We start from the raw sequence: 21,274 nt of genomic DNA on the forward strand, positions 1-21,274 counted from the left end.
CTACGAATGAACCGAAGGCTTCGGAACTTCGTCCGGTACAGCTGCAAGAATGCGGTTAATGGCATTAACATACGCGTAGGCAGAAGCCTCCAACACATCATGGGCGGTTCCGCGTCCAATCGATGTTTGTTCCGCATACGTCACGTGGACGACCACTTCCGCAAGGGCATCCTCGCCGCTGCTCACCGATTGAATGCGATAGTCATCCAATTGAATCGGGGCGCCGACAATTCGCTCCAGTGTATTGTAGACGGCTTCCACACTGCCTGAACCGGTGGCGGCTTCTTGCGTTTCTTCCCCATCGGGCAACTTCATTGTGATTGTTGCCGTCGGGATGTTATGCGTCCCCACGTTCACCTGCAGAGAGAGCATTTCATATGCTTTCGCCTCATCTTCATTTTTATCGGCGACGAGTAGTGCGAAAATATCATCGTCAGAGATGTCTTTCTTTTTATTCGCCAGTTGCTTAAATGCTTTAAACACGCGTTTTAATTCGGCTTCCGGCAGGTCAAAACCAAGTTCCGACACTTTGTTCTTAAACGCGTGCTTGCCGGATAATTTACCAAGCACCAACTTATTCGCGTCTACACCGACAAGTTCCGGCGTGATAATTTCATACGTGCTGCTTTCTTTTAGCACGCCATCTTGATGGATACCCGATTCATGGGCAAACGCGTTATTGCCGACGACCGCTTTATTGCCGGGAACAACGTTACCAGAGAGTTTGCTCACGAGGCTGCTCGTGCGTTTAATCTCTTGGAGATTAAGGTTTTGCTCAGCCCCATAGTGATCACGACGGATATGAAGGGCAACGGCAATTTCTTCTAGCGACGCATTGCCGGCACGTTCCCCAATGCCGTTAATGGTACACTCCACTTGATCAGCGCCTCCCTCAATAGCAGCAAGAGAATTGGCGACAGCCATCCCTAAATCATCGTGGCAATGGGTGGAGAGGGCAATGTCTTTTGCCCCTTTTACATTTTCCTTGAGGTGTTGAAACATTGCTCTAATCTCCTGGGCGGTCGTATAACCGACGGTGTCCGGCAAATTGATAACATCGACACCGGCTTCGATCACTTTTTCCATAATTTTCTTCAGAAAATCCCAATCCGTGCGACAGGCATCTTCCGCTGACCATTGCACGACCGAAAAACGTTCTTTCGCATAGCGAACAGCTTCCACCGAATCTTGAATCACTTGCGCTTGTGTCGACATTAATTTGTGATTAATGTGCACATCGGAGGTGGCAATGAAAAGATGAATCCGTGGTTCGGGAGAATCTTTCAATGCTTCCCACGCCGTGTCGATATCGCTTTTCGAAAGCCGGGAGAGTCCCGTCACTGAACTTTTCTTTACCGCTCTTGCGATTTGCTGCACAGAATAAAAGTCTCCCTCATTGGAGGCCGGAAAACCGGCCTCAATGATGTCAACGCCGAGACGGTCAAGCTGCTTGGCAATCTTCAATTTTTCTTCCCGATTCAGATTAAGCCCAGGTTGCTGCTCCCCATCCCGTAACGTCGTGTCAAAAAACTTAATTCTCCGCACGCGAAACCACTCCTTTTTGGTCGCCTTTGACAAATGGCATCATTTCACGAAGCTTTTGGCCGACGGCTGTGATCTCATGTTCAAGCTCGCGCTGATTGATTGCGTTAAATTCCGGTCGGTTGGCCTGATTTTCCAAAATCCAGCCTTTCGCAAATTTACCTGTTTGAATATCCTTCAATATTTCGCGCATCTCTTGCTTCGTATCGTCCGTAATGATCCTTTTGCCCGATTGGAAGTCGCCCCATTGTGCTGTGTCCGAGATTGAATATCTCATATACTCGAGGCCGCCTTCATACATGAGATCAACGATCAATTTCATCTCGTGCAAGCATTCGAAATAAGCAATCTCCGGTTGATATCCCGCTTCAACAAGCGTTTCAAATCCTGCTTTGACAAGTTCGGTCGTTCCTCCGCAAAGCACGGCCTGCTCCCCGAAAAGATCCGTTTCCGTTTCTTCCCGAAAAGTCGTTTCAAGGATTCCGGCCCGACCGGCACCGATTTGCTTCGCATACGCAAGGGCGAGGTCTTGCGCTTCCCCGTGAGGGTCTTGCTCGATCGCGTAAAGCGCCGGCACACCTGCACCGGATTCATACGTACGACGAACGATATGCCCGGGCCCTTTCGGTGCGACCATGAAAACATTCACATCGGAAGGCGGTTGGATTTGGCTAAAATGAATGTTAAATCCATGGGCAAAAACTAATGATTTTCCAGCTGTCAACTCAGGCTTGATTTGTTTTTCATAGATAGCAGGCTGTGATTCGTCCGGAAGCGCGAGCATGAGAATGTCGGCCTTTTGGGTTGCGTCATCTACTTCGTACACGTTGAATCCATCTTGCTCCGCTTTTTCCCAAGACTTTCCTCTTCTAAGTCCGATAATTACATCGACGCCGCTTTCTTTTAAATTAAGGGCATGGGCGTGACCTTGTGAACCAAAGCCGATGACCGCGACGGTTTTTCCATGTAGTACGCCTTCATTTACATCATTGTTGTAATATACTTTTACCATTTTTAAATCTCTCCCTATTTCTTTTATTATTGGATAAATGAATAATGCAGATCTTGCGATTGCTTTTTGGAACTTCTTTTTAAGGCGGTCGTGCCTGTTCTCGCCAATTCTTTCAGCCCATATGGTTTGATTAAATCAATAAAGGCTTCCACTTTTTGGTGATCGCCGGTCACTTGCAACGTCATGCTCTCCCGCCCCACATCGATAATGGATGCGCGAAAAGGGCGGGCGAGCGTTTCGATTTCGCCGCGCGTCTGCGGGGTGGCAACAACCCTGATGAGCGCGAGCTCACGCGCGACAATGTTTTCATCCGAGATGTCCCGGACTTTCAACACATCGACTTGTTTGTTAAGCTGTTTAATCACTTGATCGAGCCCCCGGTCGCTATCCACATTGACGACAAACGTCATTCTTGAAATCTCCGGGTTCTCGGTCATACCAACGGTAATGCTTTCAATGTTGAATTGTCGGCGGGAAAATAAACCGGTAATGCGGTTTAATACTCCCGTTGAATTGTTGACGGTTGCCGAGATGGTGCGTTTCACGGACGGATCCCCTCCATTTCATGGTGTCCTTTGCCGGGGGCAATCATCGGATAGCAATTCTCATCGGCCGTTACGCGAAAATCAAAAAGCACCGGTCCGTCTTCCTTAAGACCCTTTTGAAACGTTGCACGGGCTTCGGACGGATCTTCTATTTTATAGGCCTTGATGTTATACGCTTCGGCAAGCTTTAGAAAGTCCGGCTGGATCGGAAATAACGAGTGTGAATAACGCTCTTCGTAGAAAAGTTCTTGCCATTGGCGAACCATTCCCAGTGAAGCATTGTTCACGATGACGATTTTCACGGGCAAGTTTAATTCTTGTAAAATCGACATTTCCTGCATCGTCATTTGAAAACCTGCATCCCCGATGACAGCGATCACGTCCCGATTCGGCTCCGCAAACTGCGCGCCGATGGCAGCGGGGAAACCAAAGCCCATTGTTCCCAAACCACCCGACGTCACCCAACGATGGGGGTTGGCAAAGCGATAATACTGCGCCGCCCACATCTGATGCTGCCCGACATCGGTCGTAACGATAGCCTCGCCTTTCGTTTCCTCGTAAACCATGTCAAGGAGCGCTTGTGGCTTTATCGTTTTCCCGTCATCGTTATACCAAAGTGGGTAGTCATCACTGTAATGTCGGAGGTGCTGATGCCATTCATCATAAGGAACAGGGGCTTTGTCAAGCGCCGACAAACTTTTTAGCGCTTCCTTCGCATCCCCCACGACCGGAATTGCGGTTTCGACATTTTTTCCAATCTCAGCCGGATCGACGTCGATGTGGACGACCTCGGCTTCCGGAGCGAAATAGTTTAAACTCCCGGTGAGCCGGTCGTCAAAGCGGGCACCGACATTGATAAGCAAGTCGCATTCATGGAGCGCCATATTGGCCGCGTATAACCCATGCATCCCCGCCATGCCCAGAAACTGCGGATGATTGCCGGGGAATGAACCTAAGCCCAATAATGTGTTTGTCACCGGGATTTGCTGTTTCGTCGCGTATTCGAACAGTTCATCCGCCCCATCTGCGTGAAGAACACCGGCGCCGGCAAGAATGACCGGTTTTTTCGCCCGCTCTACGGCTGCCGCCACCTTTTTGATTTGCAAACGATTCGGTTGCACTGTTGGCTGATAACCGGGCATATGAACCTGCTTCGGATATTTAAATTCTCCGATAGCCGTTGAGACATCTTTCGGAAGATCAATCAGCACCGGTCCCGGCCTTCCCGTCGTTGCAATATGAAAAGCTTCCTTCATGACACGCGGAATATCGTTCACATCACGCAATTGGATGTTATGCTTCGTGATCGGCATCGTTACCCCAACAACGTCTGCCTCTTGAAAAGCATCCGTTCCGATCACGTTCGTTGCCACCTGCCCCGTGATCACAATCATTGGCAACGAGTCGATCATCGCATCCGCGATCCCGGTCACGACGTTTGTTGCCCCCGGTCCGGATGTAACAACACAAACGCCCGGTTTCCCGGATACACGCGCATATCCTTCCGCGGCATGAATCGCCCCTTGTTCATGGCGGGCAAGAATGTGATGAATGCCCATTTTGTAAATTTCATCATACGTAGGCAAGATGGCCCCGCCGGGATACCCAAAGATGATGTCTACATTTTCTTCCGCCAAAGCACGCAGTACGATCTGACTTCCATTCAACTTTTGTGTTTGCTGCTCATTTGCAGTTTTCTCTGCCTGGGTTCTCACGCTTGTGCCCATCTCTGTTCCTCCTTCATCGCGTTGGTTCTCCACCATTGGCACTCGGCTCCTTTTTTCAAAGATCTAAGTTTAGGACGAACGTTAATAAAAAAACCTTTTCGTCCCATTGGCGATCATGCCAAAGGGGCGAAAAGGTTTCCGCGGTACCACCCTTGTTTCCGCGCTCTTCCATAGCAGCACGGACACTCGGCGCAACATCTTTGCGCCTTTTGCCTAACGACCCGGAAGAGATAATGACTCCGGGCCGGCTGGAACTAATGATTAATCCGTTCATTCCAGCACTCAGAGGGGAGTTCATCAGAAAGGGCACCTCCGCTTCTCAGCTGACGCGGCTCTCTGTAAAATGCCGATTTTCCAATTACTTATCCTCATCAACGTGTTGTTTTTTATTTTCTTTTATCCGCCGATCTCTGCTTCTTGAGCATAGATTTGCATACCGTCGGTTGCTACTTTATTCCGAAAACACTTTGTAATATGCTCCGTTTCTGGTCCAGGCAGCCCATCGTTGATGACACGCCCGTCGACTTTAACAACCGCGATGACCTCAGCAGCCGTGCCGGTTAGAAAAACTTCATCGGCAACATAGACGTCATGGCGTGTAAAAGGTTCTTCTTTTACTTTATAGCCTTCCTCTTCGGCAATCTCGATAATCGCCTCCCGAGTAATGCCCTCCAATGCACCGACATAACCGGGCGGAGTATAGAGTACTTTATCCTTTACGAGGAAAATGTTGTCTCCCGAGCCTTCTGCCACATATCCTTCATTGTTCATCATGAGCGCTTCGGGAACATTCGCGAGGTTGGCTTCGATTTTGACGAGAATATTGTTGAGGTAATTGAGCGATTTCACCTTTGGACTCAACACATCCGGACGATTACGCCTCGTCGCAACACTGACAATTTCAAGTCCGGTTTCATAGAGCTCTTCAGGGAAAAGCGCCAATTCTTCCACGATCACAACAACTTGGGCCGTGCCGCACGATTTCGGGTCCAGTCCAAGATTGCCGACGCCTCTGGAAACGACCACCCTTACGTATGCATCTCTTAAGTCATTTTTACGGATTGTTTCAGCGATCAATTCCTTCATAACTTCGAAATCATAAGGGATGTCAAGCATAATTGATTTTGCAGATTCGTAGAGGCGAACGAGATGTTCGTCGAGTCTGTATATATTGCCATCATAGGCACGAATGCCTTCAAATACCCCATCTCCATATAGAAAACCATGATCATAAACGGAAATCTTTGCATCTTCTTTGCGGACAAATTCTCCGCTTAAAAAAATCCATTGATCATCTTCCATACCTTCTCACCACCTCGTAATACTTCACTTCCCTCATTTGTTCACGTCGAGTGGTCAAATGTTTTTCCAAGAACGACAAAATGTATACCATATATATTACGCCGTTTATTTGTTGCGGTCAACCGTTTTCCATAAAATTATAGAAGATTTTTAGATTATTTCTTGCCTTTATTTTCATGGAACTGACAAACCGATTTTTTTCCTCGACTAAACAATTTAATTCATTTGTGATAAGATATAAAAATATTAGGTTGGCCCACCCTCCAATTGGACGTTTGTACAACCTTCACCCTGCAAGAACTTGGCTTTTTCCCAAGCTTTTATGGCGAAAAACCTTAGTTGCACTTATGCAGGTAAAAAGTTAATTTATGCTTTCATACCTGCCAAAACAATTAAGAAAGGGGCTATATTCAATGGTCACACAAACAACGCAAAAAAGTAACGAAGAAATAGCAAACGAATATGTGAATAGCGTTTATGATACGGTGTGCAACCGTAATCCGGACGAGGCGGAATTTCATCAAGTTGTAAAAGAAATTTTCGACTCATTAGTACCGGTCCTTGCTAAACATCCTGAGTACATGAATCAGAGCATCCTTGAGCGAATTGTTGAACCGGAACGATTGATCACTTTCCGTGTTCCATGGGTAGACGACGAAGGGAATATCCATGTGAACCGAGGCTACCGCGTCCAGTTTAACAGCGCGATCGGACCTTACAAAGGCGGGCTCCGTTTCCACCCTTCCGTCAATCCAAGTGTCATTAAATTCCTCGGTTTTGAACAAATCTTCAAAAATTCCCTTACGGGACAACCGATCGGAGGCGGCAAAGGAGGAGCCGATTTTGATCCGAAAGGAAAGTCCGATGCGGAAATCATGCGTTTTTCGCAGAGCTTCATGCACGAGCTCGGCCAGCACATCGGTCCGGACGTTGATATCCCTGCCGGCGATATTGGGGTGGGCCCAAGGGAAATCGGTTATATGTTTGGACAGTATAAAAAAATGCGAGGCCGTTTTGAGGCAGGAACCATCACTGGAAAAGGAATGAATTATGGCGGAAGTCTCGTTCGCAAAGAGGCAACCGGCTACGGAACCATTTATTTTGTTGAAAAAATGCTTGAAAAACAAGGTATTAGCTTTAAAGGTCAAACCGTTGCCGTCTCCGGTTCGGGAAATGTTTCCATCTACGCGATAGAAAAAGCGAAGGAACTTGGAGCAAAGGTTGTCACTTGCAGCGATTCCGATGGATATATTTATGATGAAAAGGGCATTGACGTTGAAACCGTCAAGCGCCTAAAGGAAGTGGAAAGAAGACGGATTGAAGATTACACCGACGAGCATCCTCATGCGAAATATTTCGATTCTCCAACGGATGTATGGACAGTTCCGTGCACGGTCGCGCTCCCTTGCGCCACCCAACAAGAAATCGATGAGGAAACAGCCAATCAATTGATCAAAAATGGCGTCATTGCTGTTGGCGAAGGGGCAAACATGCCAACAACACTGGAAGCAATTAATATCTTCAAGAAAAACAATGTCCAATTCGCCCCGGCAAAAGCAGCAAACGCCGGCGGAGTAGCAGTTTCATCGCTTGAAATGGCCCAGAACAACATGGGTTTCTCCTGGTCCTTTGACGAAGTGGATGGAAGGCTTCGTGAAATTATGAAAAACATCTATGATAACAGCTCAGAAGCTGCCGAAACGTATGGTTATGCCGGCGACTTGGTTATCGGCGCAAACATTTCCGGCTTCCTTAAAGTTGCCGATGCTATGGTTGCGCAAGGGGTTGTGTAGGTATATGAATAAAAGCCTCGGTTTTTTAACCGAGGCTTTTTATGTAGCAATAACGGATATCCACGGATGTCTGGGAAGAAAACAAATCGACTATCGTTTTGATGCAGTCCAGACACATTTGTGAAATATACGTCCGATCAAGCGCACAAATGCAAGATAAAATCTTCATAGCCTTGAATAAGGACAAAAATACAGTTGGTCTCAGAATTTTGTCTTGAAAAACGATAATGGAAGACAAAGACAATGAATATGCCAGCGTTTTGTCCTGAAAAGAGTGAATGCAGGACAAAATATCGGGCGATGCCAAAATTTCGTCTTCAAAAAGAGGAGGGGTGAAGCTAAAACCAAAACATGCTAATCATGAGGCAGGTTGCAGTGACGCAACCCAAGACCGCATCTTTCGTCTGAATATGGATCCAAAGAGATGTTGCATGATTGCACACTTCTTTTGATCCATTGTAACAATGCACCAATTTTGTGTATCCAACTTTTATTCTACCTCCACATTGTCGCCGCTGGACGCCATTAAATGTGTAAATTGGGTTGTTTTATGGCGCTCAAACGAATGGAAGCTGACATAAATAGGGATGCACACTTTTCAGTAACGTTTCGCTACTCTAAAGCTTCATTTTAATTTTGGCAGTCCAACAAGAAAATCAATTAAGAAAAACCTAGCTTGGGAAAACCGCCCAAGCTAGGTCCTTGTCATGATCACTGCTTGTCCGATAGCCGGTACTCATAACCGTGAACACCTTTATAATACTCCGGATACATCTCCCCTTCACATTGTTGGCAGGCAAACATGGGTGGGACACTGGGGTTGCCGGGATCCATTGCGTCAAAATCGCGAACCACAGTGTAAGGGATCGCTTCGTGTTCATGACACTGTAAACAAACAAAGTTGACGGTCTTGGGATGCTGATTCGTCGGTGGTTTCTTCTTCTTTTTTTGTTTCTTTTTTCGGTGTTTCGATACGGGGGACATGACCGATCTCCCTTTCCAAATAGCTTCTGGCCGTTTCACCCAAGGCGACTTTAACCACTAATCGCCCGTTCTCAAGACAGACTTCTCCCTTATACTCAAAGTAGTTATCACATTTGGGACACCGCAGAGGATCCTTATGTCCGCTAGCCATGACCCGTTCTCTCCAAGTTTGGCGGCGCAGGGTTCGCTTCACCTGGGTGATCCACGTCTTCTTCGTTTTTTGCCCCGCTGCCAGTAACTTTTTACTCACGTTCTTCGTTCTTCTCGAGTACAGCCCATAATGACGGATCGTTTTAAACTGTTCATCCGGGATATGACGGATCAGACGCATGATAAAGACCTCAACACTGATCGTTTCATACTTCTCTTTCCCATCGACTTTATCATGGTACTTAAACGTCACCATTTGCCCGTCATAGGCCTCGATCCGATTGATGCCAATCGCCGGTCGACGCATATAACGGCCAATATATCGGAGTTGGTCTTGCACCTCCCCCCGTTGTTTAGGGGCATAGATATAAAAGCCCTCTCCGTTTTTGGAAAACGCTTGTTGGAGACGCGCTTGCACGCGTTTCTTGTCTTTTCCGGATAAATGCTTGCGAATCAGCTTCAAGACAACGGTTTGCCATTGTTTGCGAAGCATCTGGAAGGGGAGAAAATCATACGTTTTCCATTCCCCCTTCTTTGTCATCCCGCCCATTGTCACCAGCATGTGAATGTGGGGATTGAAATTGACTTGGGAGCCAAAGGTATGTAACCCCGCAATGATCCCCGGGGTCACTTTTTTCTTCTTCTCGAAATATTCTTTGAGCAGCCGTGCACCTTCATCCATCAACATTTTTTATAATTCCCGGTGAAGGAGAAACACGTCTCGCAGTCCCTCATCGATCGTCAGAATCACATGCCGATGGTTGACCTGGAACACGTCTTCCATGAGCAGACGACTCCATTCCTCGCTTTCTCCAATCGAACAGGTCGTACAAAATCGCCCTTTACAGCGATAGGGGACTTTTCGAGTCTCGTGGCAGCCTTCGCATACAAAGAGCTTGAATCCGTTCTCGGGATTCCCACAATCGCGGAATTTTTCCACTTCTTTATGGACAACAGGGCGGATGCGATCCCCGTGTTTTTCGACAAATTGTTCCCAATGATGATGGTGGTCAAAGAATATACGTCGAAGACTATTAGGTTCCATATCTACACCCTAACACATTCCCCGGCATAATAGGGGCCGAAATTTATACTTTCTTATCTTTTTAGAAAACTTGGCTTTCGCCAAGCTTTATGGAGAAAGCCTTAGTTGCACTTATGCAGGTAAGAAAGTCGGTTTATACTTTCTTATCTGCCAAAGAAAATGCGCCTTTACTGCATAAAAGAATGCAGTAAAGGCGCTTTGTATCTCTTCTTATTTTTAGCATCTGAAATGGCGTCCCAGGCAGGACTCGAACCTGCGACCTACAGCTTAGAAGGCTGTTGCTCTATCCAGCTGAGCTACTGGGACATAGCGACATTATCTATATTAGCGAATTGTAAGGGCAGAGTCAATGGCCAATTTATTTTTTTGGCCATCCCTTTACGATTCCCTTATGAAAGAGAAATCAATCATTTCACTGCCGCTCCCTTTTTCATAAAAACGGACTGCTTGAACTTCCCCGTTTTCAATCATCACGATGGCATAGGTCGGTTCCGTTGGCTTTTTCGGCAATGTTAAACTGCCGGGGTTCACATAAATAATGCCTTCTTTTTCGTAAGCACCGGCGTAATGGGAATGCCCATGGAGAACGAGATCGGCGTCTTGCTCCATTGCTGTTTGTTGCAAACGTTGATTGGTGCTTTTCACGTGATACAGATGCCCATGGGTGAGCCAGACGTTGATCCCGTCGATGGTAAGAACCTCGTGCTCAGGAAATTCACCGGGTACATCTGTATTTCCGCTTACAACATAGAAAGAATCCAGAAGCGGATCTTTCCTGTCCAATTCGGAATCCCCGCAATGAAACATTGCATCAACATGCTGTTCATGGCGATCTCTAAGCTTTTTTAAACCTTCGCGATCCCCATGTGTATCACTAACGACAAGCCATTGCATCTTTTTCCACCCCTTTCAATTTGATCGCGGCTTTAAGAAAGTCAAATGACTGATAAACCGCTTGTTTTGGCAGATATATTTAAGATTTTACTGATAAAAATACGGTTACTGAATTCGTGATCAGTGTTCGAATCGATTTGGTGCACTAGTGCAAGGTGGCTTAATTACCCGATCATGGAGAAGACATTCGGTCGTTAACAATAGCTTCTGGCTCCCTAACTCGGACAATTGGCTGCCTCATGACGACCGTAATGGCCTGAATGAAAAGGGTTCGGTCGCTATAGCCGCATCATGGTGACCGAAAAGGCTTGTCTCAAAAGACTTCGGTCGCCATGGCTGCCCCATGGCGACTGAACGAGCGATTCGTTTTCGTGTTCGGTCGCCATGACCATTTCAAGACCGGGATTTCTGTTTCGCAGGAAGGCTTTCGGTCATTGATGAACGTCTTTGATACCTTTACTCTGTTTAAACCGGTCGATACCATGGTTTTAAGTCCTAATCCAGACCTTTGGTAGCTGATGTGATCACTTATTTCAGCCATTTTCCACTAGTGGTCTGTTTCAAAAGTTCTTTCTCCCTTTGTTCGCCATACCCGTATTTCCTTCCGATGGTACTCCTCCCCAGGAAGAACGGGAATTACTTGCCCTCTCTTGTTCTTATAGAAGCAACCGATCTTCGACAGAGTGATTACTCTGTTCGTCCTCCGTCCAAGGGATCAAATCACCTCTAGCTCCCCGACCTTCCCCAAGCTTCTTTCAGTTTTTGCAACGCTTTGCTGCGGTGACTGATATGATTTTTTTCTTCCGATGAAAGCTCGGCTAGCGTTTTTTGCAATTCCGGGATATACATAAGCGGGTCATATCCGAAACCATTCGTCCCTTTTGGCTCCGATGCAATTTCTCCTTCGCATGTTCCTTCTACCTCAATGGAATCTCCATTCGGATCCTTATAAACAAGGGCACAAATAAATCGGGCCGTTCGCTCCTCCCGTGGTACCTCCGCAAGAGATCGAAGCAGCTTTTCGTTATTTTTTTCATCATCCTTGTTCTCGCCTGCAAATCGAGCCGAATATACACCGGGAGCCCCCTCGAGCGCATCGACGGCTAACCCGGAATCGTCGGCAAGGGCGGGGAGGCCGGTGTATTCCGCCACATATTCGGCTTTGATGCGGGCATTTGCAACAAACGTTTCCCCTGTCTCCTCTATTTCCGGGCAGTCAGGGTAGTCACGCAATGAATAAACCGTTGCCGCACCTGCCAATAGGGTCTCTAATTCTTTTCTTTTTCCCTCGTTAGTCGTAGCCAAAACAATACTTTTCATATTTTCCCATCTCCCACTTTCGGAAGTGTCGTCCCCGCATCTTCTAATACACGCTTTTGGATCCCGACCAGACGCTGGATCCCCTTTTCGGCCAAACCAAGCATCTCATCCAATTGTTCCCGGGAAAATGTAGCCTCTTCACCGGTTCCTTGAATTTCAACAAAATGACCGGCGCCCGTCATGACGACGTTAAAATCAACCGCTGCAGCCGCGTCTTCCTCGTAACATAAGTCGAGCAACGCTGCTCCTTGATCGTCAATACCTACGGAAATTGCAGCCAGATAATCCACAATCGGAAAAGATTTTAACTCTACATTTTGGGCTAAACGTGAAAATGCCATCGCGCTCGCCACAAATGCCCCCGTAATGGAAGCTGTCCGTGTTCCCCCGTCTGCTTGAATGACATCACAGTCTACCCAAAGCGTGCGCTCGCCAAAGGATTCAAGGTCAATAACGGAGCGCAGCGCGCGACCGATCAGTCGTTGAATTTCCATCGTCCGTCCGGATACTTTCCCTTTTGAAGATTCGCGGATATTGCGTTCTTCCGTCGCGCGCGGAAGCATCGCGTATTCCGCCGTCACCCATCCTTTTCCTTGCCCGCGCAAAAATGGCGGGACCCGCTTTTCAATACTGGCTGTACAAATCACCTTTGTATCACCGACACGGATGAAAACGGAGCCCTCCGGATGCTTTAAATAATCCGTTTCGATCACCGTTTCTCGCAATTCTTCCCGATTTTCTCTATCATCCACGCGCATGTGCATCTCCTCCTCCACCGCCAATTGTCGTTATTTTCCAATGTCATATGTATATTTTATCAAAAAGCATCAGAAAAAGGCAGCATCGACGACTATGCTACCTTCTCCCCTTGAGAGTATATCATTTTTTTAACACCTTTGCATTTGCCTTAAAACTCTCCTTGATTAACCATTGCAGGCCTTGAAACCGGCTCTGCAAACGATTCGCCGTCTACTTGTTCAAGCTGGGATTCTCCGTCAACGTGATAATCAACTTCTTCCACGCCGTCAATGCCTGTCAAGGAAAGGGTGAGCATGGCCATCGCTTCTTCGGATAAAGCCTCTCCGTCATTTTCGGCCAACAATGCTTCGTTAAAGTTTACCGTTAAAACGCCGTCTTCCAATTCAGGTTCTTCAACCAGTTCCACATTTTGGCGTAATGCCGAAATTAAATCTGTTTCCGGATTCGGGCCGTTCATTAAAGCGCCAACGACAGCCGAAGCTTTATTTTCATCTCCGTCAATTCGCCGGGTAACGGGAACATAATACTCATCGTCTTCTTTTACACTAATAAAATAAACCGTTGCTGCTTCACTCGCTGTTATATCGGCGGGGCCGTTTCCTTCAAGATTAATGCCAACAGACTCAGCTGTGCCATCGCCAACCGGTGTATCCGCGTTTGGAAGCGTTTCTTGTGTATGGCCATTGATTTGAATTTCCACTTGCTCAACCTCGTCAAATTGCGTCAATGTCCACGTAACCGCTTGTAATAATGCCTCCTCATGCTCTTCGGGATACTCTGCAAACTCAGGTGAAAAATCGACAATGGCTGTGCCATCATCCGATAAATCAACGCCCTGAACTTCCGTCTCCGGCGGCAACACTGCCTGGAGACCGCTAGGCAATTGATTCGTGATCGGTCCCTCTACAACAAGGTGTTCAAGGGTCTGTTTAAGAACTTCCGGATCATTTTCAAACTGAAAGGTCCGGGGAACGACTAGGCCATCTTCATCGAGCAAGTATAGTTCCCTTTCCACTGATTCACCCTCAGAATCTCCATTTTCTTCGCCCTCATCTGGTTCCTCGCTGCCCGAATCTTCCTCTGTCTCGATTTCTGAGGCCTCTTCCTCCTGCGCGTCACTGCTCGCTTCCTCGTTTAGTTCGGCTTCATCGTTCCCTGAACTACAACCGTACACCAACAGCGCCGTCAACATGAGAAAAGAGGACCCCTTCAAAAACTTTCGCACGCTTTTCCCCTCCCTAAGAAAGCTCATCTACACAAAGTATACGAGCTAACAGGGAAAAATAGACCAGCCTTCTATGAAGATTATCAGGAAAAGCGTTCTATAATTAAGCAGGTTAAAAAACTTGGGTTTTCGCCAAGCTTTTATGGCGAGAAACCTTAGGTTGCACTTATGCAGGAAAAAAAGTCGGTTTATACTATCTTTTCTGCCAAAATAAGATGATCAACGATTTGATCCTCAAGTCCAAGCCATCGCTTCGCGATCGTTTGAAAATGCTGAACCGAACCTGTCGTAAAAAAAACATGTTCCCGCGTTCGTTCGTCTTTCCGGTTTAACCCCTGGTGTTGAAGAATCGTGCTCACTTCACGCGCGGTCTCGGAACCGGAAGAAATGACCTGAACGCCCTCGCCTACAACATTTTGGATGATCGATGCCAGCAACGGATAATGCGTACAACCCAAGATCAGCGTATCAAAAGATTTTTGCAGGAGTGGCTTTAAAGTATCCGCAACGACCCTATGCGCCTCATCGACGCTCACCCTTCCCTGCTCCACAAGAGGGACAAATGTCGGGCAAGCGAGGCTATGTACGGTAACCTTTCCGCCTTGAATGCTTGATATAGCCTGTGGATAAGCGTCGCTTTTTATCGTTCCCTCCGTGCCGATCACCGCGATCTCTTTTCTTTTCGTAACATTGAGCGCCGCCAATGCACCCGGCTGCACGACACCAACGACCGGTATCGGCAGTCGTTCCCGCACTTCGTCAAGAACGACGGCTGTGGCTGTATTGCACGCAATAATGAGCATTTTAATATTTTCATTTACAAGGTGGTCAATCATCTGCCAAGTGAACAGCCGAACCTCTTCTGCCGACCTCGGCCCATATGGACAACGGGCAGTATCTCCAATATAAATCATAGGCTCTTTCGGTAGTTGACGGGCAATCTCCTCGGCGACGGTTAATCCCCCGATCCCTGAATCAATAATGCCGATTGGTGTATTCAATGTCTTTTCTCTCCTATTGATCCTTTTCCATTTCCGCATGCAAGGAAGCCAACGTTTGTTGCAATTGATCAATTTCTCTAACTGAAAAATGCGCTAAAATATCAGTTAAATAATCTTGTCGCTTTTGAATCACTTCCCGAATAATCTCTTTTCCATAATCCAAGATATGGACGCGCACAACTCTGCGATCATGTCGGTCTTTCACACGTTCCACCATCCCGTTGCTTTCCAAACGGTCAACAAGGTCCGTGGTTGTGCTAAATGCCAAATACATTTTCGCAGATAGTTCTCCTATAGTAAGATCGCCGCTTTCCTGCAAATATTGCAAAGCAATAAATTGAGGGGGAGTAATCGGAAAATGGTTTAATATTTCACGTCCTTGCTGTTTCACCATATAGGAAATGCGCCGGAGTGATTTTTCTATTCGTTCAACCCTTGCTTCCTCCATGCAATCCCCCTTTACATATCGGGTTGGCTAATCGAGTCCCCTTTATTTTCACTCTTTTTTCATAAAATTGCAAGGCAGTCAAAAACGCCTGCCGAAGCAGGCGCCTATTTGATCTCGGCATGGACCAATTCTTTCACTTCATCTGCTGTACCGCAGACCAAGGCACGTTCAACCAATGCTCGTGCATCGTTCCCACTTAACGTTCTCATAAGGCTTCGAGCGGGTAAAATAGAGCTGGCACTCATGCTGAATTCATCCAAGCCCATCCCCAACAATATTGGAAGAGCCGTTTCCTCACCGGCCATTTCCCCGCACATTCCCGTCCATTTGCCTTCCGCGTGAGACGCATCAATCACATTTTTAATTAATTGCAACACCGCGGGATGATACGGTTGATATAGATGAGACACACGCTCGCTCATACGGTCGGCGGCCAGTGTGTATTGCACCAGATCATTGGTTCCGATGCTAAAAAAATCTACTTCTTTTGCAAATGATGCAGCCGCAACAGCGGTGGAAGGAATTTCGACCATAATCCCGACCGATACTTGGGAATCGAAAGAAAACCCTTCATCGGTTAACCGTTTCTTTTCTTCTTCGACAAGTCCTTTTGCCGCGCGAAATTCTTCTAGTGTTGCTACCATCGGAAACATGATTTTCAGGTTTCCGTAATGACTCGCGCGAAGCAATGCCCGCAGCTGAGTGCGAAACATATCGGTTTTTTCCAGACAGAGCCGAAGGGCACGAAATCCAAGAAACGGGTTCAACTCTTCAGGGAGATCAAGATACGGGAGATTTTTGTCTCCTCCGATGTCCAAGGTGCGGATGACGACCGGAGCACCATTCATTCGTTCGACAACGGTCCGATAGGCTTCAAACTGTTCCTCTTCTCCCGGAAAACTGTCCCGTCCCATGTAAAGAAACTCCGTGCGGTAGAGACCGATCCCTTCCGCGCCGTTCTCGAGCACCCCCCTCATGTCATCGGGAGTACCGATATTGGCGGCCAGCTCCACACACTCCCCATCTGCGGTAACGGATGGCTCACCAACTAGTTTTTTCTGCTTTGCTTTCTCTTCCGCAAGCTTTTGTTGCCGCTCACGATACGTGTTCAACGTAGATTCATCGGGATTGATAAAGACTTCCCCATTGGCACCGTCCACGATAAGGAGATCCCCGTTCTGTACGACGGAAGTAATTTTTCGTGTTCCAACGACCGCCGGAATCTCCAATGAACGGGCCATGATCGCGGAATGAGACGTTCTGCCGCCGATATTAGTCACAAAACCGAGCGTATACTGCCGATCCAGTTGCACGGTATCCGATGGCGTTAAATCATGGGATATGATAATCACTTCTTCGTCTATAGCAGCAAAGCTCGTATTCTCCACTCCTGCAAGATGCAAAAGCACACGTTGGGAAACGTCTCTAATATCAGCGGCCCGTTCCCGCATATACGCATTATCCATGTCTTCAAACATTTGTATGTACATGGAAGAAACCTCTTGGAGCGCAAACGAAGCGTTGACACCGTCATCTTTTATTTTGGATTCGACAGCATCGATTAATTCCGGATCTTCCAGAACGAGGATATGAGCGGAAAAAATCTCAGCATTTTCTTCCCCTTGCTGAACAAGCGTCTTTTCCCGAATTGTCTCCAATTCCCTCTTCGCTTTATCCAGAGCTTCCCGAAATCGCGTGGATTCCTCTTCAACATCCGAGACCGTTCCCTTTTGAATGTTCAAATCCGGTTGCTCGAGGAGGAATGCATGTCCGATGGCTATGCCGTTGGACGCGGCTATCCCTTTTATATGATCCGTCATCATTCTCCCAATCCTTCTTGGATCGTGTTTGTGAGTGCTTCCATTGCTTCTTCCTCATCGTTTCCATCCACGGTAACGAGAATTTCGCCGCCTTTCCCTACGCCCAGTGACATGACGCCCATAATCGATTTAAGATTCACAGACTTTCCTTTCGATTCAACCGTAATTTCCGAAGCAAATTGACCGGCTTTATTCACCAAGTTTGTGGCCGGACGCGCATGTAACCCTGTTTCTGCGGTAATGGTAAATGTTTTTTGTTTCATGTATGTCGTCTCCTTTGTCAATGCAAATCGTTTCTTATACGTACTTGTCATATTTTATTATAGATGCACCGATAAAACAAGGCACAAAGATTCCTATCAGCTTTGACAGAGACTCGGCTTTTCGTTATCACGGGAAACCCAAGCATCGTTTACACTAGTAGTCTATATCAGAAGTTCTTTCCAAAACTCCTATTCAAATATCTCCCGATTCTTCGAAGACTGATCGGGGCTAAAAACTGCATTTTGAATTCTCAGTTGCTGTGGTTGATCATCGTTTGGCTGGATTTTTGTGCAAGAAAGCATTTTTGAAACGTTGCACTAGTGCAGAACGCCTGATTGACACGGGACCCACCCTTTTGCACGACTTGTCCCACACTATGGAGGCCAAAATGCTGCAGAAGAAAAGGCTTTTGAAAAACTACACTAGTCGTCCGCCACTTTTTTCCCTGACACTCACCGAAGGGCTTCTATAAACATACGATATGATGACTAAAATCTTTCTTCCGTATGTCCAATTGTATTAAGACGCGCACCAAAGGTGGCCTGGATAGAAAGGGTGACACGAGAGTGAAGGACCTGGAACGTGCTCCTCGTTCCCTTTTAACAAAAAGGGAAAAAGAAGTCTTTGACCTTCTTGTCAAAGACCAAACAACAAAGGAGATCGCCGGACAGCTTTACATTAGCGAAAAAACAGTCCGAAACCATATCTCAAACGCCATGCAAAAATTAGGTGTTAAAGGACGTTCACAAGCAGTCATCGAATTAATACGTCTTGGCGAAATCCAGATTTAATGAGTGCCGGCTTTCGGTGGAAGGCCGGGCTTTTTCATATTTTTTCTCAACGGAAAAAATATCCTCATTGAAAATACGGATGCCCACGGATGGGCATCCGTATTTTTTATTGACCGCCTCCGAAGAAGTTCTTAAACGCTTGTAACGTTTGATCCCGGTTGAGCGCTGCAATGGATGTTGTGAGCGGGATGCCTTTCGGACAAGACTCCACACAGTTTTGGGAGTTGCCGCAGTTCTGCAAACCGCCTTCTCCCATCAACGCGTTCAAGCGGTCCGGCTTATTCATTTCACCGGTCGGGTGGGCGTTAAAGAGACGAACCTGTGACACGGCCGCCGGCCCGATGAATTCCGAGTTGCTATTGACATTCGGGCAAGCTTCCAAACAAACGCCGCATGTCATGCATTTGGATAATTCATATGCCCATTGGCGCCGGTTTTCGGCAATTCGTGGTCCCGGTCCAAGGTCATAGGTGCCGTCAATCGGAATCCATGCTTTCACTTTCTTCAAGGAATCGAACATACGGCTACGGTCAACGATGAGATCCCGCACGACCGGAAAAGTTTTCATCGGCTCCAGGCGAATCGGTTGCTCAAAATCATCGATAAGCGCCGTGCAAGATTGTTGGGGTTTCCCGTTGATGATCATCGAGCATGCCCCGCACACTTCTTCCAAACAATTCATGTCCCAGACGACAGGTTTTGATTCTTTTCCATCGGTGGTAACAGGATTACGGCGAATCTCCATTAACGCGCTGATCACATTCATGTTCGGTTTATATTCAATTTCAAATTCTTCGTTGTAGGGTTGATCATCCGGGCTGTCTTGGCGAGTGATGACAAAGCGAATTGTTTGTTGGTCGCTCATGATTTTCCAGCTCCTTGTTGCTCTGTCGTTTTATTCTTGGAGTAGTCTCTCTTTCTCGGTTTGATCAACGATACGTCCACATCTTCATATTCAATGGCCGGGCTTTTTTTCGACGAATCATACTTGGCTTTTGTCGTCTTTAAAAATTCTTCGTCGTTACGGTCCGGGTACTCAGGCTTGAAGTGGGCGCCGCGGCTTTCATTTCGGTGGTAAGCGCCCATCGTAATGACACGTGCCAAATCGAGCATCCCTTTCATTTGACGGGCAAATGGCGCGGCTTGATTGCTCCAACGTGCAGTATCGTGCATATTAAGATCTCCCATTCGCTCCTGAAGCTCCTGAAGTTTGTCGTCGGTTCTGAGGAGATTTTCATTTTCACGCACAACGGTGACATTATCGGTCATCAAATTGCCGAGCTCTTTATGAAGATTATACGCGTTTTCTTTCCCATCGCTTTTAAGGATGTTCTCATATTCTTCATTGACCTTTTTCACCTCATCATCATAAAGGGAAGAGGAAAGATCTTCGGCTGATTTATCCAACCCTTGAATGTATTCCACTGCTTTCGGACCGGCAACCATGCCGCCATAGATCGCCGACAGTAGCGAATTGGCACCGAGCCGGTTCGCGCCATGCTGGGAAAAATCACATTCACCGGCCGCAAAAAGTCCGGGGATATTCGTCATTTGGTCGTAGTCGACCCAGAGACCACCCATGGAGTAATGAACAGCAGGGAAAATTTTCATCGGCACTTTCCGAGGATCATCGCCCATAAATTTCTCATAGATTTCCATGATCCCGCCGAGTTTCACATCGAGCTCATGGGCATCTTTATGGGAAAGGTCGAGATAAACCATATTTTCGCCGTTAATCCCCAGTTTCTGCTCCACACACACATCGAAAATTTCACGGGTCGCGATATCGCGGGGCACAAGATTGCCATACGCCGGGTATTTTTCTTCCAGGAAGTACCATGGTTTGTTATCTTTATATGTCCATATGCGGCCGCCTTCTCCGCGTGCCGATTCGCTCATGAGACGTAATTTATCATCGCCGGGGATGGCTGTCGGGTGGATTTGTATAAATTCGCCATTGGCATAATAAACCCCTTGCTCATATAATTTGGCAGCTGCAAAACCTGTATTGATCATAGAATTCGTAGATTTGCCAAAGATAATTCCCGGACCGCCCGTAGCTATAATCACGGCATCTGCCCGAAAGCTTTGCGTTTCCATGGACGTTAAATTTTGAGCGGTAATGCCTCGGCAGCGTCCATCATCATCGATCACCGCTGAGGTAAACTCCCAATTCTCATATTTTTGAACGAGACCGTTCACTTCGTGGCGACGCACCTGCTCATCCAACGCGTAGAGCAATTGCTGGCCTGTCGTCGCGCCCGCGTAAGCGGTACGGTGATATTGCGTACCCCCGAAGCGGCGGAAGTCCAACAAACCTTCGGGACTGCGGTTAAACATGACACCCATACGATCCAACAGGTGGATAATGCTAGGTGCCGCGTCCGTCATCGCTTTTACAGGCGGCTGATTCGCGAGGTAGTCTCCCCCGTACAACGTGTCATCAAAGTGTTCCCAAGGAGAATCACCTTCCCCTTTCGTATTTACGGCACCGTTTATGCCCCCCTGGGCACAAACGGAATGCGATCGTTTCACCGGTACAATGGAGAACAAATCTACATTTATGCCCGCTTCCGCGGCTTTAATTGTTGCCATCAAACCGGCGAGCCCGCCTCCGACAACAATAATATTTTCTTTGCTCATGAACTCCCA

General features: G+C 47.2%; 17 protein-coding genes, 1 tRNA gene, 1 pseudogene and 1 other annotated feature. Of the genes and pseudogenes, 2 read left to right on the forward strand and 17 right to left on the reverse strand.

Annotation, left to right across the window (positions count from 1 at the left end; genetic code table 11):
* The 5 genes from HUG15_RS17230 to ilvE form a co-directional block, all read right to left on the reverse strand.
* Window positions 1-1,545: a 2-isopropylmalate synthase gene (locus tag HUG15_RS17230; protein WP_246516380.1), complete on the reverse strand. Its 1,545-nt coding sequence runs from the start codon at window positions 1,543-1,545 to the stop codon at window positions 1-3.
* Window positions 1,532-2,554, reverse strand: a complete 1,023-nt coding sequence (gene ilvC / locus HUG15_RS17235) for a ketol-acid reductoisomerase (protein WP_200124268.1) — start codon at window positions 2,552-2,554, stop codon at window positions 1,532-1,534. Before ilvC ends, HUG15_RS17230 begins: the two co-directional genes overlap by 14 nt.
* 26 nt (window positions 2,555-2,580) lie before the next feature.
* Window positions 2,581-3,099 (reverse strand): acetolactate synthase small subunit, encoded by a 519-nt coding sequence (ilvN, locus tag HUG15_RS17240; protein ID WP_200124269.1) that lies wholly within the window; start codon window positions 3,097-3,099, stop codon window positions 2,581-2,583.
* Window positions 3,096-4,862 (reverse strand): acetolactate synthase large subunit, encoded by a 1,767-nt coding sequence (ilvB, locus tag HUG15_RS17245; protein WP_200124270.1) that lies wholly within the window; start codon window positions 4,860-4,862, stop codon window positions 3,096-3,098. Before ilvB ends, ilvN begins: the two co-directional genes overlap by 4 nt.
* A gap of 83 nt (window positions 4,863-4,945) precedes the next feature.
* Window positions 4,946-5,210: a binding site (T-box leader), on the reverse strand.
* Window positions 5,211-5,222: 12 nt separating this feature from the next.
* Window positions 5,223-6,128 carry a branched-chain-amino-acid transaminase gene (ilvE, locus tag HUG15_RS17250; protein ID WP_200124271.1) on the reverse strand — a complete coding sequence of 302 codons (906 nt, stop codon included), beginning with the start codon at window positions 6,126-6,128 and terminating at the stop codon, window positions 5,223-5,225.
* Between the two features lie 413 nt (window positions 6,129-6,541).
* Here ilvE and gdhA point away from each other — a divergent pair, with 413 nt between their 5' ends.
* Window positions 6,542-7,921, forward strand: coding sequence for an NADP-specific glutamate dehydrogenase (gene gdhA, locus HUG15_RS17255; protein ID WP_200124272.1), 1,380 nt, complete (start codon window positions 6,542-6,544; stop codon window positions 7,919-7,921).
* An 877-nt stretch (window positions 7,922-8,798) separates the two neighbouring features.
* On the opposite strand, the pseudogene HUG15_RS17260 reads toward gdhA, so the two are convergent.
* From HUG15_RS17260 to HUG15_RS17310, 10 genes and pseudogenes are all read right to left on the reverse strand, one after another.
* Window positions 8,799-10,100, reverse strand: a pseudogene (locus HUG15_RS17260) (IS91 family transposase).
* 229 nt (window positions 10,101-10,329) lie between these two features.
* Window positions 10,330-10,406, reverse strand: a tRNA-Arg gene (locus tag HUG15_RS17265).
* 72 nt (window positions 10,407-10,478) lie between these two features.
* Window positions 10,479-10,994 carry a metallophosphoesterase gene (locus tag HUG15_RS17270; protein ID WP_200124273.1) on the reverse strand — a complete coding sequence of 172 codons (516 nt, stop codon included), beginning with the start codon at window positions 10,992-10,994 and terminating at the stop codon, window positions 10,479-10,481.
* Window positions 10,995-11,720: 726 nt separating this feature from the next.
* On the reverse strand, window positions 11,721-12,314 hold the full coding sequence (locus HUG15_RS17280) for an XTP/dITP diphosphatase (RefSeq protein WP_200124275.1): 594 nt from the start codon (window positions 12,312-12,314) through the stop codon (window positions 11,721-11,723).
* The gene (rph, locus tag HUG15_RS17285) at window positions 12,311-13,072 is read right to left on the reverse strand and encodes a ribonuclease PH (protein ID WP_200124276.1); all 762 of its coding nucleotides are present in this window, start codon (window positions 13,070-13,072) and stop codon (window positions 12,311-12,313) included. Before rph ends, HUG15_RS17280 begins: the two co-directional genes overlap by 4 nt.
* A gap of 149 nt (window positions 13,073-13,221) precedes the next feature.
* Entirely contained in the window at window positions 13,222-14,298 is a 1,077-nt protein-coding gene (locus HUG15_RS17290) for a GerMN domain-containing protein (protein ID WP_200124277.1), read from the reverse strand.
* 188 nt (window positions 14,299-14,486) lie between these two features.
* Complete coding sequence (gene racE / locus HUG15_RS17295; RefSeq protein WP_200124278.1) at window positions 14,487-15,338, reverse strand: glutamate racemase; 852 nt, start codon at window positions 15,336-15,338, stop codon at window positions 14,487-14,489.
* Window positions 15,313-15,747: a MarR family winged helix-turn-helix transcriptional regulator gene (locus HUG15_RS17300; RefSeq protein ID WP_200124279.1), complete on the reverse strand. Its 435-nt coding sequence runs from the start codon at window positions 15,745-15,747 to the stop codon at window positions 15,313-15,315. The genes racE and HUG15_RS17300 overlap by 26 nt, the downstream gene beginning before the upstream one ends.
* Before the next feature lie 104 nt (window positions 15,748-15,851).
* Window positions 15,852-17,567, reverse strand: coding sequence for a phosphoenolpyruvate--protein phosphotransferase (gene ptsP, locus HUG15_RS17305; protein ID WP_200129031.1), 1,716 nt, complete (start codon window positions 17,565-17,567; stop codon window positions 15,852-15,854).
* The gene (locus HUG15_RS17310; protein WP_200124280.1) at window positions 17,567-17,830 is read right to left on the reverse strand and encodes a phosphocarrier protein HPr; all 264 of its coding nucleotides are present in this window, start codon (window positions 17,828-17,830) and stop codon (window positions 17,567-17,569) included. Before HUG15_RS17310 ends, ptsP begins: the two co-directional genes overlap by 1 nt.
* 567 nt (window positions 17,831-18,397) lie before the next feature.
* On the opposite strand from HUG15_RS17310, the gene HUG15_RS17315 reads away from it, so the two are divergent.
* Window positions 18,398-18,622 carry a helix-turn-helix domain-containing protein gene (locus tag HUG15_RS17315; RefSeq protein WP_114372061.1) on the forward strand — a complete coding sequence of 75 codons (225 nt, stop codon included), beginning with the start codon at window positions 18,398-18,400 and terminating at the stop codon, window positions 18,620-18,622.
* Between the two features lie 106 nt (window positions 18,623-18,728).
* Here HUG15_RS17315 and sdhB read toward each other — a convergent pair whose 3' ends face one another.
* Window positions 18,729-19,487 carry a succinate dehydrogenase iron-sulfur subunit gene (gene sdhB / locus HUG15_RS17320; protein ID WP_200124282.1) on the reverse strand — a complete coding sequence of 253 codons (759 nt, stop codon included), beginning with the start codon at window positions 19,485-19,487 and terminating at the stop codon, window positions 18,729-18,731.
* Window positions 19,484-21,265: a succinate dehydrogenase flavoprotein subunit gene (gene sdhA / locus HUG15_RS17325; protein ID WP_200124283.1), complete on the reverse strand. Its 1,782-nt coding sequence runs from the start codon at window positions 21,263-21,265 to the stop codon at window positions 19,484-19,486. Before sdhA ends, sdhB begins: the two co-directional genes overlap by 4 nt.
* Window positions 21,266-21,274: the final 9 nt, after the last annotated feature.

The sequence above is a fragment of the Salicibibacter cibarius genome (assembly GCF_016495725.1).
In the GTDB taxonomy this organism is placed as follows: Bacteria; Bacillota; Bacilli; order Bacillales; family Marinococcaceae; genus Salicibibacter; species Salicibibacter cibarius.

Bases quoted from the DNA above. Each gene is read 5' to 3' on its own strand.
- ilvC (WP_200124268.1), bottom strand. From the start codon at position 2,554: ATGGTAAAAGTATATTACAACAATGATGTAAATGAAGGCGTACTACAT.
- HUG15_RS17280 (WP_200124275.1), bottom strand. From the start codon at position 12,314: ATGAAAAGTATTGTTTTGGCTACGACTAACGAGGGAAAAAGAAAAGAA.
- racE (WP_200124278.1), bottom strand. From the start codon at position 15,338: ATGCGGAAATGGAAAAGGATCAATAGGAGAGAAAAGACATTGAATACA.
- HUG15_RS17310 (WP_200124280.1), bottom strand. From the start codon at position 17,830: ATGAAACAAAAAACATTTACCATTACCGCAGAAACAGGGTTACATGCG.
- sdhA (WP_200124283.1), bottom strand. From the start codon at position 21,265: ATGAGCAAAGAAAATATTATTGTTGTCGGAGGCGGGCTCGCCGGTTTG.
- HUG15_RS17270 (WP_200124273.1), bottom strand. From the start codon at position 10,994: ATGCAATGGCTTGTCGTTAGTGATACACATGGGGATCGCGAAGGTTTA.
- HUG15_RS17300 (WP_200124279.1), bottom strand. From the start codon at position 15,747: ATGGAGGAAGCAAGGGTTGAACGAATAGAAAAATCACTCCGGCGCATT.
- rph (WP_200124276.1), bottom strand. From the start codon at position 13,072: ATGCGCGTGGATGATAGAGAAAATCGGGAAGAATTGCGAGAAACGGTG.
- ilvE (WP_200124271.1), bottom strand. From the start codon at position 6,128: ATGGAAGATGATCAATGGATTTTTTTAAGCGGAGAATTTGTCCGCAAA.
- sdhB (WP_200124282.1), bottom strand. From the start codon at position 19,487: ATGAGCGACCAACAAACAATTCGCTTTGTCATCACTCGCCAAGACAGC.
- ptsP (WP_200129031.1), bottom strand. From the start codon at position 17,567: ATGACGGATCATATAAAAGGGATAGCCGCGTCCAACGGCATAGCCATC.
- gdhA (WP_200124272.1), top strand. From the start codon at position 6,542: ATGGTCACACAAACAACGCAAAAAAGTAACGAAGAAATAGCAAACGAA.
- ilvB (WP_200124270.1), bottom strand. From the start codon at position 4,862: ATGGTGGAGAACCAACGCGATGAAGGAGGAACAGAGATGGGCACAAGC.